This window comes from Brevibacterium sp. CBA3109 (assembly GCF_040256645.1).
Taxonomy (GTDB): Bacteria; Actinomycetota; Actinomycetes; order Actinomycetales; family Brevibacteriaceae; genus Brevibacterium; species Brevibacterium koreense.
This window is the reverse complement of sequence record NZ_CP158281.1, coordinates 2,580,534-2,594,142: the sequence shown is the minus strand read 5'-3', so window position 1 is coordinate 2,594,142 and position 13,609 is coordinate 2,580,534. Positions and strand designations below refer to the sequence as shown.

Sequence of the window (13,609 nt, the reverse complement as noted above, 5' to 3'; positions counted from 1 at the left end):
GGAATCCAAGCCGATGAGGGCAAGCTGTACCTCTGTGCGACCAAGGACGTCTACTCGGGCCGGATCGTCGGCTACTCGATGAGTGCGCGGATGAAGGCCCGGTTGGCTGTTGACGCTCTCGAGATGGCGGTGGCCCGCAGGGGTGGTGATGTGGGCGGATGCACGGTACACAGCGACCGTGGCAGTCAGTTTCGATCAAGGAAATTCACTCAGAGTCTGGCTTGCCACGGCCTTGTTGGGTCGATGGGCCGGGTCGGTGCTGCTGGCGACAACGCGGCCATGGAGTCATTCTTCGCCCTGCTGCAGAAGAACGTTCTCGACCGTCGCCGGTGGGTGAGTCGGGAGCAGTTGAGAATCGCGATCGTGACGTGGATCGAGCAGACGTATCACCGTCGTCGGCGGCAAGCCCGGTTGGGTCGTTTGACACCTGTCGAGTACGAAGCAATTATTGAGTCACCTGCAGTCGCAGCGTGACACCCGAATTGTCACCTCTCCTTGCATCAGTCCCGTACCTAGATGTTCAGGCTTGTTGTCCATCGAGTCACCGCTATGTGCAGTGGTGGCTTGCGAGCGAAGCCTGTCACTCACAGGGTGTGGTTGGCCTCCTCCGGTGATGTTGCGATAGTTTCATCGCCGAACGCGCCAACGACTGGCCGTCAATTCTGGTCCCGCGTTTGGTGAGGAGAGGGACTTATGTGTCGAGCCAAGTCTGACCCGAACTACTATCGCTGTGAATGGCGTTCTCTGACGACGGGCAAGTTCCTCGACAGGCTCTCAAATGCAGCTGCGGACGTGGGCGTCGCATTCGCAGCGGGCGAGCTCGATCCCAAGAGCACCGAGGACTGGAGTGAGGTCGCAGCACGCGCACGAACATCAGTTGCAGAAGGCGTCGCAGACGTGCTCGGAGCGAGGTCCAAGGCGAGGCGTCGTCGTGAGGCTGCCGCCGGATTCCGACGCTCCGAGAGCCATCTGCTTTGCGCCGTAGCCGCGGCCATCGGCGAAGCATGTGCAACCCTCACCAGCGTTCCAGGGGACATCGCCACCGCCGTCGGCAAAGAGGTTCAGAGCGCCACAGGCAGCGCAATCGCAGGCAAACTGGCGGCAGCCGCTACACGACGGCTACTCAACGATGTCTCGGCGGCCCTCAACCCCGTGGCGAAGGTCGGGCTCCTTGCGGACCTCGCCGCTACTGGATTCTGCCCATCGCAGCAGGACGGCGGAATCCCGGGGGATCATTCGGAGGTTGTCAAGTGCGCAGCCCGAGTCGAGCGGACGATCCTCGCGGGCGTCGTTGACGACTTGTTGACCCCAGCCGGGTCAGTCACCTAAGCCGTTCGCCTCACGAGCTTCTCGCTCACAGTCCTGCCTCCGGACGCCCCCATAGACCCATTGGATCATCCGATGCTTCTGAGGTCCCCAGGCCTTTGAGAACCACTCACACGGTTGGCACCAGGGTGCGACTCGGCGCGCTGCGCGCACCTGCCCGCTGAGGCGGCCCCTTCCTGAGCCCGTCTCGGGAGGGGGCCATCGTGGTGATGACGATCCGCCCTATGTCCGCCGGCCGCGGCTACGAATACCTCCTGAAAACCGTCGCCGTCGCCGCCGGCGACGGCGACCGCGACCTGGGCACCCCGTTGACCCGCTACTACACCGAGTCCGGCAGCCCACCGGGGACCTGGCTCGGCACCGGCCTGGCATCCCTGGACGACGGCACCGGCACCGGAGTCGATGAGGGGTCGACCGTGACGGAGGAGCACCTGGCCCGGTTGCTCGGGCAGGGCGTGCACCCGGTCACCGGCGCGAAACTCGGCCACGCCTACCCGAGCCTGCGCCCACCGCGTGAGCGGATTGCCGACCGGGTTGCAAAGCTCGCCCCGGACATGCCGGCGGCGCAACGTGAGGTCATGATCCAGGACATCCGCGACGAAGAGGCTGCACGGAAGCCCAAGAGCGCCATTGCAGGTTTCGACCTGACGTTCTCCCCGCCGAAGTCCCTGAGCACCCTCTGGGGTGTTGCGGATGCACCGATGCAAGAGCTGCTGGCACAGGCCCATCACGCCGCGATGCGCGACACCGTCGCGATGCTGGAAGAGCGGGTGGCCTCGACCCGGGTCGGCAAGGGTGGGATCGCGCGGATGCCGATCACCGGCGTCATCGCCACCGCCTTCGACCACTACGACTCGAGAGCCGCCGACCCGCAGCTGCACACGCATCTGGTGGTCTCGAACAAGGTCCAAGGCGAGGACGGGAAGTGGAGGAGCCTGGACTCGCGGCGGCTGCACAAGGCCACCGTCGCTCTCTCGGCCAGCTACAACGCCTACCTCATCGACCACACCGCCGACCTGCTCGGCCTGACCTGGGAGCCCGTCGACCGAGGCAAGGACAGGAACACCGGCTGGGAAATCACCGGCATCCCTGCCGAGTTGATCGCGGAGTTCTCCCGACGCTCCACCGGCAGCAGTGGGGGAGTGGAGGGTATCGAGCAGGCGAAGAACCGGCTCATCCGTGACTACCGGGACGCTCACGGGCACGCGCCCAGCCCGGACACCATCGCACGATTGCGCCAGCAAGCAACCCTGGAAACTCGGCCCGAAAAAGAGCTGCATTCGCTGGCTGAGCTCACCGCAGACTGGCGGGAGCGTGCAACCCGGCTGCTGGGCACCGATGCAACCACCTGGGCGCAAGACGTGCTCACCCGCACACCCGATGCGTCCCGGTTGCGTGCCGAGGACCTCGGCGCGCAACAGGTCGAGGACCTGGCAGCGGTGGTGGTGATGACGGTCGCGGATCGGCGCTCGACCTGGACGCGGTGGAATCTGCACGCTGAAGCCATGCGTCAGCTCATGTCCACCCGCTTCACCACCCCGGCCGAGCGCACCGCAGTGCTGGATCAGATCGTGGCCGGGGCGGAAGCCCAGTCGCTGCGCCTGACACCCGAATATGACCGTGCGGTGCCGGGGCACTACGTCGACGGGAGTGGGAACCGCTTCCAGTCCAGCGACCAGGTCGCCTATTCCAGTCAGGAGATCCTCGACGCCGAACACCGCCTGCCGAAACACGCCGATGACACATCCGCGCCGCGACTGCCATCCCGGATGGTTGCCCGGCACGTCTCCCGGAAGATCCAGGGCGTGAGGCTGGCCGATGATCAGGCCGCCGCCGTGACTCGCATCGCTTGTTCGGGGCGGAGCCTGGACCTGTTGGTCGGCCCCGCCGGTGCGGGGAAGACCACCGCGCTGCGCGGGCTGCACCGTGCCTGGACTGCCCGCCATGGGCAGGGCTCCGTGATCGGTTTGGCTCCCTCGGCGGCCGCGGCGGAAGTCCTCGGGGAATCGTTGGGCGTGCAGGCCGAGAACACCGCCAAGTTCCTCTACGAGCACGAGAGAGGCCGGTGGGACTTCCAGCCCGGCCAGCTGATCCTGCTCGATGAGGCCAGTCTCGCCGGGACGCTGACCTTGGATCGGATCGCTGAACACGCGGGGCAGGCCGGGGCGAAGCTGGTGCTCGTCGGTGATCCGGCTCAGCTCAGTTCCGTAGAAACCGGCGGGGCGTTCGGGATGCTCGTGCGCCACCGTCCCGGCCCACCGACGCTGACCGACGCGCGCCGGTTCGTCCACGAGTGGGAGAAGACCGCCAGCCTCGACCTGCGCCGCGGCAAGACCGCCGTGCTCGAGGACTACGAGAACCACGGCCGGCTGGTCGACGGGAGCATCGAGCGGATGCTTGATGCCGCCTACACTGCCTGGCAGCAGGACCGCGATGAAGGCCTGGCGACGCTGATGATCGCGGGCAACGCCGAGATGGTCGCCGAGCTGAACACCCGCGCCCGCGAGGACCTCATCGCGGACGGGCGCGTCGAGCGCGACGGGATCGGGCTGCATGATGGCACCACTGCCGGGGTAGGGGACTTGGTGGTGACACGGCGCAACGACCGCCAGCTGAGTCTCGGCCGGTCCTGGGTGAAGAACGGCGACCGCTGGTCCGTCGCCCGCAGGCTCGAGAACGGGGCGCTGGCCGTGCGCCGCCTCGGCCCCGGAGACCAGCCTGCTGGGGCTGAGCTGGTCCTGCCAGCGGAGTATGTCGCCGAGGACGTCGAGCTCGGCTATGCCACCACGGTGCACCGGGCGCAGGGTGCCAGCGTGGACACCGTCCACGCCCTCGTCGATCCCGAGACCGCGTCCCGCGAGCTGTTCTACGTGGCAATGACCCGCGGCAAGCAGAACAACACCGCCTACATCATCCAGCCCGACCCCCACGAGATCGAACCCCACCTGGAGACGGCGGAACCGCTGACTCGAATCGAGCAACTGCACCGCGTGCTGGCCCGCAGTGATGCTGACCTCTCGGCCACCGAAACCCTGAAGCACGAAGTCGATCGGCACGCATCTCTGGCCACGCTGGTGCACGAGTACGACGTGCTCGCCCGGGAAGCACAGGTCGAGCGGAGCGCCGCCTATCTGGACGTCGCACCCTTCCCTGAAGCCGTTGCGGACGATGTGTTCACCAGCCCGCACTACGAACAACTTGAAGCCGCCATCACCCGCCACGAGGCAACAGGCCATTCGCCCACCCGCGTCCTGACCGCGCTGGCTCCACGCCTTCAACCGACCAGCGACGAAGCCGACCCCGCCGCACACCTGGCGTCGATGATCGATACCGCCACGGCCCAGATGACCCACGGCAGAACCTCGACGCCGGGACGAGTCGGAGGCCTCATCGCCCGCCCCGCTGAGCCCTTGGACGAGGACATGCGCACCGCATTACGCCAACGTGAAGCTCTCATCGACGCGGCGGCCGGTGCCGCTCTCGACGAGGCGGTGGACCATAAGGTCGGCTGGGCGACGCAGCTCGGAGCACCGGGGCCCAGCACCCGAGAGCGGGAGTGGTGGCGGGCCCATGCAGTGACGATCGCCTTGTATCGACAGCGCTACGACATCCAAAGCGCGGCGCCGCTCGGGTCAGACAAAGATGTGGAGTCCCCGCAGCAGGCAGACGAACGGCGAACCGCGCAGGTCGCCTACTCGCGGCTGCGGACGCAGCACTCCTCGAGCTCGCTCCCACGGCCAGAGCGCACCTCTGCGCGACGGACTTCCGAGCGTGGACTGTAGAACGGTCGCAGCAGATCAGAGGCGTGGGTCAGCCGATCACAACGGTGGTGCCCTTGGCTATGTCGGTGCATGGATCTACACTGAATCATCGAACATTTGTTCGATTTGGAGGGAGTGGGCCATGGACACGATGCACCGCGAGGAAGTCGCGACCGTCTGGACGACCTCCTCTGGCGCCCCGGAGCGGTTCATCTGGCACCGTCGCCGTTTCATTGTCTGCGCCCGCCCCATCCCGTGGATGTCCCGGGTCCGCTGGTGGAAGGACAACACGGACCTCGTGGGCACGAAGAACGCCCTCATGGTCGAGCGGCCGATGTGGCAGGTGCAAGCCAAGGCGCTCGATGACGGTGAGATGCTCATCTTCGACCTCGCGGTTGGTGCAGGGCCGCAATGGTCGATCCGGGTCGTCTCCGACTAGAGCGTCCGTGCCCTCCTTCACCCATCTCCATGTTGCCTCGGCGTTCACCGCTCACCACGGCACCGCCCACCCCGAGACTCTCGTCGCTGCAGCTGTCGTCGCCGGCGCTGATGCGGCAGCGATCACCGATCATGACGGCATCTTCGGGGCGATCCGCCACGTCCGCGCGTGCCTCGCCGCCGGGATCGACCCGATCGTCGGCGCGAACCTCCAAACCCGCGACGATAACGGTCAGCTCTCTACGGTCACGGTGCTCGCGCACGGCCACAACCATGGTGCCGGATGGGCCGGCCTGGTCCGGCTCATCTCGGCCGCCCACTCGCCGCGTCGCCGCCAGCACACCCTCCACGGCACCGCCCACCGCAGCGCCTGGATCACCCCCGACCAAGCACCCGCATTCCTGAGCGGCGAAACCGGTCCCGTCGCCACGGTGCTCCTCGGCCCCGGCTCCGATGTCGGCCGCGCCGTCCTCAACGGCGACCGCCCGCGTGCCCGGGCCCTGCTCGAGGCGTGGGAGCGGAGGCTGCCCGGCGGTATCGCCGTGGAGATCGTCTGCCACCACACTCGCCCCGGTACGGCGGCGAGCCTGCAGCAAGCCGCCGACATGCTCCAACTGGCCCGTGTCCAGGGGGTGCCGGTGGTGCTCACCAACGTGGTCCGATTTCTCCGCCCGGACGACGCGATCACCGGCGATGTCCTCGACTCAGCCGCGTTCCTCCTGCCCCTTGGCGCGTTCGAACCTCACTCTGCTCAGGCGTGGTTGAAGCCGGCCTCGGTCATGCACGATCTGGCGTACCGCATCTGCGATTACGCGGGGCTGCGCCGCGATGACGCCATCGATCTGCTTGCTCACACCGAGCGGGTCGCCGACTGGTGTCGTCTCGGCCCGGAGACGGATCTGCGATGGCGACACCCGAAAGTGCCTGAGCTGGAGGCGATCGGACTCGCGGGGGCTGATCCGGTGCGGGTGCTGCGGCAGCGCTGCGAGGCCGCGATCACCGACAGGTACCCGCACGCGTACGGCACCGGCTTGCGCCGGGTGCGGGACCGGCTCAGTGATGAGCTCGCCACCATCGGCGGGTTCGGGTTCGAGAGTTACTTCCTCACCGTCGCCGATGTCGTCGACCTCATCCGAGACATGGGGGTCCGGGTACAGGCGCGCGGGTCCGGCGCCGGCAGTCTCGTCAACCACTTGCTGCGCATCTCCGCCGTCGACCCGATCGAACACAGCCTGCTCTCCGAGAGGTTCCTCGGCAACGCCCGTTCCACGCTGCCGGATATCGATATCGACGTCGAGTCCGCGCGCCGCCACGACATCTATCGGGCCGTGTTCGACCGGTACGGCCACCACCGGGTGACGCTGCTGTCGATGCAGTCGACGTACCGTGCCCGCGGAGCTGTTCGCGACGCCGGCGCCGCCCTCGGTCTCGACCTCGCACAGATCGACCGGATCGCGAAGAACATCTGGCGCTTTAACCCGGCGGACTTCCGACAAGCACTGGAGACGAAACCAGAGCTGCGGGATGTCGCCGCCCAGGTGAAGACTGATGCGCAGCTCGATCTGCTCGTCGACCTCACTGCGCGTCTCGATCGGCTCCCGCGGCACATCTCGATGCACCCCTGTGGAGTGATCCTCGGCGACAGCGACCTCCTCTCGCTGACCGCGACCCAGCCGTCCGGGATGGGGCTGCCCATGTCGCAGTTCGACAAGGACGACATCGACGACGCCGGACTCCTCAAACTCGATATCCTCGGCGTCCGGATGCAATCGTCCATCGCTCACACCCTCACCGAGATCGCTCGCGTCAACGGAGCGACCGCCGCGGTCGAAGGCAGGCTGCCCGTCGATGCTCCGTATGTTGCCGCCGATGGTCGAGTCGACCTCGAGCAGATCCCGCACGACGACGAGCCCACGTTCGAGCTCATCAGGTCCACGCACACGCTCGGGTGCTTCCAGATCGAATCACCCGGGCAGCGGGAACTCCTCGGCAAGATGCAGCCCGATCAATATGAGGACCTCGTCGCCGATATCTCCTTGTTCCGGCCTGGCCCAATTCAGGCGAACATGGTCGCTCCGTTCATTAACGCCAAACTCGGCTACGCCCCGATCATCTACCTGCACCCCAGGTTCCGGCCGTTTCTCGCCGAGACGTACGGGGTGCTGATCTACCACGAACAGCTGATGCGGGTTCTCGCTGACTGCATGGACATCAGTCTCGCCGAAGCTGACGAGATCCGCCGTGCTCTCGCCACCGACTCCGCCGCCATCGAAGCTCGCTTCCGCGCCCGGACCGCAGGCCGCGTCGATGAGAGGGGGCGGCGGTTGTTTCGGGATCGCGAGATCGACCGCATCTGGACCAACGTGGCCGCGTTCGGATCGTTCGGGTTCTGCAAAGCACACGGGGCCAGCTTTGCGCTGCCGACCTACCAGAGCGCCTGGTTGAAGCAGCACTATCCGGTCGAGTTCCTCACCGGCATCCTCGAACACGACCCGGGCATGTACCCGCGCCGGCTCCTCGTCGCAGAGGCCCGTCGCCTCGGGATCACGCTGCTGCCAATTGACATCAACGCATCCTCCGACCAATACCGGGTGGAACAGGTCTCGCCCGGGATCAAGGCGATCCGGTTCTCCTTCCGAGACATCTCCGGCATCACCGATGTCGAGCTCACCCGAATCCTGGACGGCCAGCCGTACACCTCCATCACAGACCTCTATGAACGTGCCCGCCCGTCGCGGCCACTGATGATGCGCCTGGCCCGCATCGGCGCGTTCGACAGCCTCACCCGCGACGAACACGGGCAAGCCCACCGCGGCGGCATCATCGCTTACGTCCGCCAACTCACGGCCCGCACCCATAAGAAGGCCGTAATGCCGCAGCCGAATCAGGTTCCGCTCTTCGGTGACGAGGTGCTCGTGGACGCGGCCGTTCCCGACCCGAGCGCTGAGGAGCGCATCGCCACTGACCTCGAGGTGCTCTCCACCGAAGTCGATGGCCACGTGATGGACCTGTACCGGCCGATGCTCGACGGCCTCGGCCTCACCCACGCATCCGAGCTGCTGGGCCTTCGCTCAGGGACGGAGGTGCTCGTCGCTGGAGTCCGAGTCGCCACTCAGACACCTCCCATGCGCAGCGGGAGGCGAACGGTGTTCATCAGCCTCGACGATGGCACCGGATGCATCGACGTAACGTTCTTCCAAGAAGCCCAACAGGAGGCGGCCTCGGGCCTCTTCACTGCGCGCATGATGACAATTCGAGGTCGCACCCGACGCACAGGGGAACGAGGAATATCCATCCAAGCCGAGGAGGCATTTGATCTCATGAAACTTTGGAGAGATTGGAACCAATCGCGATCTCGCCCCGAGATGCAAGAGTAAATTCTTACGACCCCAAGGTGTGCCGAGTCATCCGCCTACTCGGTGTCTAGGTGCCGGATCATCTTGCCGTCGGTCGCGGGCAGCGCCAGGCTGTTCACGTCGACGGCCTGCCGGAGGGCCTCGTAGCCGTCCCGGGTAGCCTCCACGCCACCCCGCGAGTGTGGCGATGCCCTCTCGAACTATTGAACGGGAGGGCATCGCCACGCCTTGTGCTTACTCAGCCGCAATTGAGGAAGCTAATCGTGCTTTCAGTGCAGCTGAAGAGACTCGACGTCGAGATCGGATGTGCGGCCATGGCATGATCCTTCAGCTCCAACTTCTGGAGTTCGAGCACATTGTTCACCTTTCTCACCTCCTCTCATTCCGTTCGCTGTGGTTGATGGCCTGGAACTGCGGTGATCAAGGTTTCACCGCACAGCACTGGGAGCCAGCTGAGACGACGAGTTCCGATGTCATTGAGGACGCAGATCAACCCGCTGGCCCCGGTCGCGAGGTCGCACGACCGGCGGAGCATGAAGTCGCCGGGAGTCGCTATGCCGCTCTTGTCGTCGATAAGGTAGAGATCGAGCTCGTCGGCGAGGATTGACGTCAGATTCTCATCGCTGTTCGTCGCGCCAGTTGCCTCCAGCCAATTGGTAGCCCACTGCAGCCCCACGAATCCGCGGAAGAGCCCGAAGTTGGCGCAGGGCCGAGTTGTAGAGGCGTGCATGATGCCTGCGACCTCGTCAGCCCAGCGTTGATCGAACGCATCCGGTTCCAGCGCTGCCATCGGCAGGAGCAGTCCGGCGCTGCCCAAGGAGAGATATGACATCAGCCGCCCGTCGGGCGCTCTGATCAAGCGCGTCTCGTGATGGGCGTCTAGTCGGTCGAGTTCCTTGTCGAGGAACGACTCCGCTGCCTCTCGATGCTTCGTTGACCCGGTTTTACGTGACAGGCAGGAGAGGAACAGCGATGGGCCAGCCCACCCGTAGAACAGTCCTGTGGGAGTCACGTCAGTCTCGTCAAGTCGAAGCGCATCCTCTTCGGTTCCCTTCGCCATGATGAGGTCCGCCGTCTGGCAAGCGGCTTCGAGGTACGCCTCGGACGAGAAGTGCTCGGAAGCGCCGAGGAGACCGAGGCCGATTCCGGACAGCCCGGAGTCCAGATCGATGCCCAGCGATTGCGAGTCGCCGTGGCGCAGGCTGTCGAAAACCACCTTGGCCCGCTCCTCGTCGCCGACTTCGGCTAGAACGCATGCAATCCCCGCTCGACCGGCAAGCAGGCCAGGCGCTGTGTCCAGCAGATCCTCGACCGCCAAGTGCTCTGCCCATTGCTGGGGAAGGCGGGAGGAGAGCCCGCTGCGCCACAGGGCCATCGCGATGCCCGCACCGCCGTAGGCCACGCTGAGGTCCCCGCCGGCCCGCGTCCACTGCCTGACATCTCCGGGCGCAAGGCGCGTCGTCGTCGGATCGCAGTGGTCGATGACCATTCCTCCGAGCTGGTCTAGGAGGCTTGCCTGACGATCAGCATTCTGGGCGTCTCGGTTCCAGGCTCGGGGTTCGGTCTCCGGAAGATCCGTGATCGAGTAGCCCTCGTGCAGTGCGGCGTCGATCACCTGCTGCAAGCAGTCGTCGGCTGTTGCACCGAGATTTGCGCGTATCCAAGCGCGCATCGCCGGCAGTTTCTCGGGGGCCATGAATTCCATGGTGGCCATGGGCAGCAGCGCCATTCGGATCACGCGCAGCAGCCCGACCCAGTCCCTGTGCCCTAACGGGTCATCGAACCTGGCGAAATACCCCGGAGTGGCGAGGGCTTTCGAGCCCGGGCTGGAAGGGTTGCCGGCCGCCTCCAGGTCAATGAAGCACACGCGAGTCTCACTCTCGTCTTCGCGGATGATGATGTTTGTCGGCTGGACATCACCGAGAGCGACGCCGCGGGAGTGGATTGAGGTGAGACCCGCGACCGCATCTGCCACGATCTCCGTGATCGATTCGACGTAGTCACAGGGGTCCAGAGACCGCTGGAACGGGTAGTTCTCAGCAATGTACCTGCCCATGTGTGTGCCCTCGACGTGCGACATCACGAGGAATCGGTGCTCCCACTCCACGAAATCGTCGATGTTCCGCGGCACGTATGCGCAGGCTCCGAGCCGGTGAAACATGCGAGCCTCGTGCCCGATTCTGTCGAATGCGTCGACGAGGGTGCCGTCCAGACCCGCCCGTGGTCGGCCCTCCTTTAGCACCACGGATTCATCGGTCCTCTGGTCGCGGCCCGAGTACACGCCACCACCGTTACTGAAGTGCAGTGCCGATTCGATGCCATAGTTGATCAATCGCCCAGAGCCTTCTTCCTGGTCGCGGAATTGCTCCTCCTCGCGGACTTTGGCGGGGACGTTCACCCAGTCGGGGACGCTGTACCCGGGAACTCTCTGGTCCTCGACCATCTGGCCGGACTCGTCGGCGATGCCGAGAAGGGTCTTCCCTTCGTGTTCGAACTCCTGCCTGACGAATGCACCGTATCGGTAATAGACGTTCGAGTCTCTCCAACGACGGTCGGTGAGTATGTACGGACCGGGTCTGAAGTTCCTTGTGGACGCCTCGAGCAAATCGAGGTAAGCAACAAACTGGTTGTCGTCCGCCGGGTACACCGTGATGAGTTTGCCGGACCCCGCTCGGTTTCCGTACTTCGAATTCGACCGCACGTAGCGTTGCCGTGTGCGGCAAACCTTGAAGGGGGTTTCCTTGTCGAACAGGACGTCCGCGACCTGCTTGATGCAGGCAGCCGCGTCGTCCACGGTCGCCGTGACATGGATCTTCCAGCCCTGCCTCGGGCCCTCATGCCCGGCCGGCGCGAAGGCCAGCCAGTCGGACGACGCTCGCGACACCCAACCTGGCGGCATCGGCACGCCGAATGCATCGTCGGGTTCGGGCAGGGGTGCATAGAACTGCGGATCCCCAAGATGGAGGTAGTAGCTCTGGTCCATTGCCCTCCTATAACCTGCGCCATTGCATGGAAGCCCTCACTGCTCGAGCCACCGAGAGGTTCAGCTAGACTAACATGGGCACCTTAGTTAATCTAGAGATTGCGGCTTCGCGTGACCTGGCCAGCACCCGCTGGCGCTGCGAATCCGCAGAGGGGAGGAGTCGTGAGCCGTGCTTCGTTCGACGACATCCTTGGTGACCCAACCAAGCGGTACCTGTCGCATCGGTACAGACTGGTCACCCACACGATCCTCGCCGGCTCTTCAGCTGTCGACAGCCTGGCTGCCTCAGAGCGCCGCAATGTGATCGGCTCGGTGGCCTATCCAGACAACTGGTCGGAAAAACCTGGTGGCTCGATGCCTCCGCATCTCTCGTCGCTGGACGGTTTGACGCTCGGCGCCATGCTCACGTGTCTCCGTTCCCGGGCGGGCGCGCCTACTGATGATCCGGCCGGCCCGCCGGTCCTGACCGCGATCCGGATCAGGGCGGGAGCGTTGCCGGAGACCGACCTCGAAGCCGTTCCGGTCAAGTGGAATGAAGCCATCGGCTCCGGCAAGCGGCTCACCAACATGCGATTCGGACGTATGTCGGTGAGCACCGGTGTCGAGGCCGCTTCTGCGCTTCCTTCGCTGACTGACGCGGCCGTCGAGAGGATCGGCGTTCAGCGATGGTCCAATCCGTCGTGCAGCGAGGCGCGAGCAACAGAGATCAAATCGGAAATCGTCGGCCTCGACCCTGCGCAGGGCACGCTCACCTCTGAGCACAAGGCGGCCGAATCGAGCAACGAGCTCGCACTCGGGTATGACGACTTTCTTCGCCTCTCCGCCCAGGCGGCCCAGATCCTCATCTACTCATTCGACGGGGTCGATCGGGACGTGTCAACTAACGTTTGGATGAGGAGCGCCGACTTCGCGCTCAATCCCTTGGCCGAATTTCACGACGGACCCGCGCGCATGCGGTCGCGCATCGCCGGTTCCAGGTCGCTCGCCCGCGGCGACACGAGGTTCCGAACGTTCGACATGGAGTTCGAGCTCGACGGCCTCTTCGCCTGTACCGCATCACTCGCCTACTCCGCCTGAGCGAATCCGCCGAACATCGAGTCGAGCTCCGCTTTGTACCGCTCCCGGTGTGCCTCGGCGATAGCAGCGTTGATGAATACTCTCCACATGGTGCTGATGTAGTCGGTCATGTCAGCTCTCTGAGTCATCGCCTGGGACATGAGGTTCCCGCCGGTGAAATGGCTAACTAGCGAAGCACTTAGCCTGTCGACCGGGATGTCCGAGTTCAGCATGCCGTCCCGGTCGAGTTTGCCTAAAAGCTGACCGACGCCATCGACCCAGGTCGCGTACGAGCGCGCGCTGGCTTCCCGCAGTGAGCCTTGGCCGAGGGCGAGATTGATGCCCGCGCGCACGACGGAGTCCGTACGCAGTTGCTCACAGATCATCTTGGAGATCGCCATTAAACGGATGAGCGGATCGGCATGGTCGGCGATCGCCGGGTCCACGCCGGCGTAGATGCGATTGTGCTGCTCCTGGATGATCGCTAGAGCGATCTGTTCCTTGCTCTTGAAGTGGAAGTACATTGACCCCTGGGACACGCCAGAGGCCTCCTTGATATCCTCGAGACTCGCCGCCGAGTACTCCTGCTCCTCGAAGACTGCGGACGCTCCTTCGATGATCTGCGACTGCGTCTTGCGCCCGCGGTCCTGGCTCGCCGTGCGGCGTGTCGTCTGTCGTGCCTTCACCAT

At 65.0% G+C, this 13,609-nt stretch carries 8 protein-coding genes and 1 pseudogene; 6 read left to right on the top strand and 3 right to left on the bottom strand.

The window, feature by feature from the left end; translation table 11 throughout:
- Positions 1 to 12: 12 nt before the first annotated feature.
- The 5 genes and pseudogenes from AAFP32_RS11825 to AAFP32_RS11805 all read left to right on the top strand — a co-directional run.
- Positions 13 to 474 (top strand): annotated as a pseudogene (locus AAFP32_RS11825) (transposase); the annotation flags it as partial.
- A 219-nt stretch (positions 475 to 693) separates the two neighbouring features.
- Positions 694 to 1,329 (top strand): hypothetical protein, encoded by a 636-nt coding sequence (locus AAFP32_RS11820; RefSeq protein ID WP_009885258.1) that lies wholly within the window; start codon positions 694 to 696, stop codon positions 1,327 to 1,329.
- Between the two features lie 206 nt (positions 1,330 to 1,535).
- The gene (gene mobF, locus AAFP32_RS11815; RefSeq protein ID WP_350269284.1) at positions 1,536 to 5,108 is read left to right on the top strand and encodes a MobF family relaxase; all 3,573 of its coding nucleotides are present in this window, start codon (positions 1,536 to 1,538) and stop codon (positions 5,106 to 5,108) included.
- A 121-nt stretch (positions 5,109 to 5,229) separates the two neighbouring features.
- Entirely contained in the window at positions 5,230 to 5,526 is a 297-nt protein-coding gene (locus AAFP32_RS11810) for a DUF6504 family protein (protein ID WP_009885256.1), read from the top strand.
- A 7-nt stretch (positions 5,527 to 5,533) separates the two neighbouring features.
- Positions 5,534 to 8,902 (top strand): DNA polymerase III subunit alpha, encoded by a 3,369-nt coding sequence (locus AAFP32_RS11805; protein WP_350269283.1) that lies wholly within the window; start codon positions 5,534 to 5,536, stop codon positions 8,900 to 8,902.
- A gap of 217 nt (positions 8,903 to 9,119) precedes the next feature.
- Here the strand turns inward: AAFP32_RS11805 and AAFP32_RS11800 are convergent, their stop codons facing one another.
- On the bottom strand, positions 9,120 to 9,197 hold the full coding sequence (locus tag AAFP32_RS11800; protein WP_350271493.1) for a hypothetical protein: 78 nt from the start codon (positions 9,195 to 9,197) through the stop codon (positions 9,120 to 9,122).
- 63 nt (positions 9,198 to 9,260) lie between these two features.
- Positions 9,261 to 11,864 (bottom strand): class III lanthionine synthetase LanKC, encoded by a 2,604-nt coding sequence (gene lanKC / locus AAFP32_RS11795; RefSeq protein WP_009885252.1) that lies wholly within the window; start codon positions 11,862 to 11,864, stop codon positions 9,261 to 9,263.
- 162 nt (positions 11,865 to 12,026) lie between these two features.
- On the opposite strand from lanKC, the gene AAFP32_RS11790 reads away from it, so the two are divergent.
- A complete protein-coding gene (locus AAFP32_RS11790; RefSeq protein ID WP_009885251.1) occupies positions 12,027 to 12,941 on the top strand; it encodes an AvrD family protein in 915 nt (304 codons plus the stop codon).
- Here the strand turns inward: AAFP32_RS11790 and AAFP32_RS11785 are convergent.
- Entirely contained in the window at positions 12,929 to 13,609 is a 681-nt protein-coding gene (locus AAFP32_RS11785; RefSeq protein WP_009885250.1) for a ScbR family autoregulator-binding transcription factor, read from the bottom strand. The two genes, AAFP32_RS11790 and AAFP32_RS11785, sit on opposite strands and share 13 nt — an antisense overlap.

What these genes read in the sequence shown, in the direction of transcription:
- AAFP32_RS11820 (WP_009885258.1), top strand. Translation starts at nt 694, where the DNA reads ATGTGTCGAGCCAAGTCTGACCCGAACTACTATCGCTGTGAATGGCGT.
- mobF (WP_350269284.1), top strand. Translation starts at nt 1,536, where the DNA reads ATGACGATCCGCCCTATGTCCGCCGGCCGCGGCTACGAATACCTCCTG.
- AAFP32_RS11810 (WP_009885256.1), top strand. Translation starts at nt 5,230, where the DNA reads ATGGACACGATGCACCGCGAGGAAGTCGCGACCGTCTGGACGACCTCC.
- AAFP32_RS11800 (WP_350271493.1), bottom strand. Translation starts at nt 9,197, where the DNA reads ATGGCCGCACATCCGATCTCGACGTCGAGTCTCTTCAGCTGCACTGAA.
- lanKC (WP_009885252.1), bottom strand. Translation starts at nt 11,864, where the DNA reads ATGGACCAGAGCTACTACCTCCATCTTGGGGATCCGCAGTTCTATGCA.
- AAFP32_RS11785 (WP_009885250.1), bottom strand. Translation starts at nt 13,609, where the DNA reads ATGGTGAAGGCACGACAGACGACACGCCGCACGGCGAGCCAGGACCGC.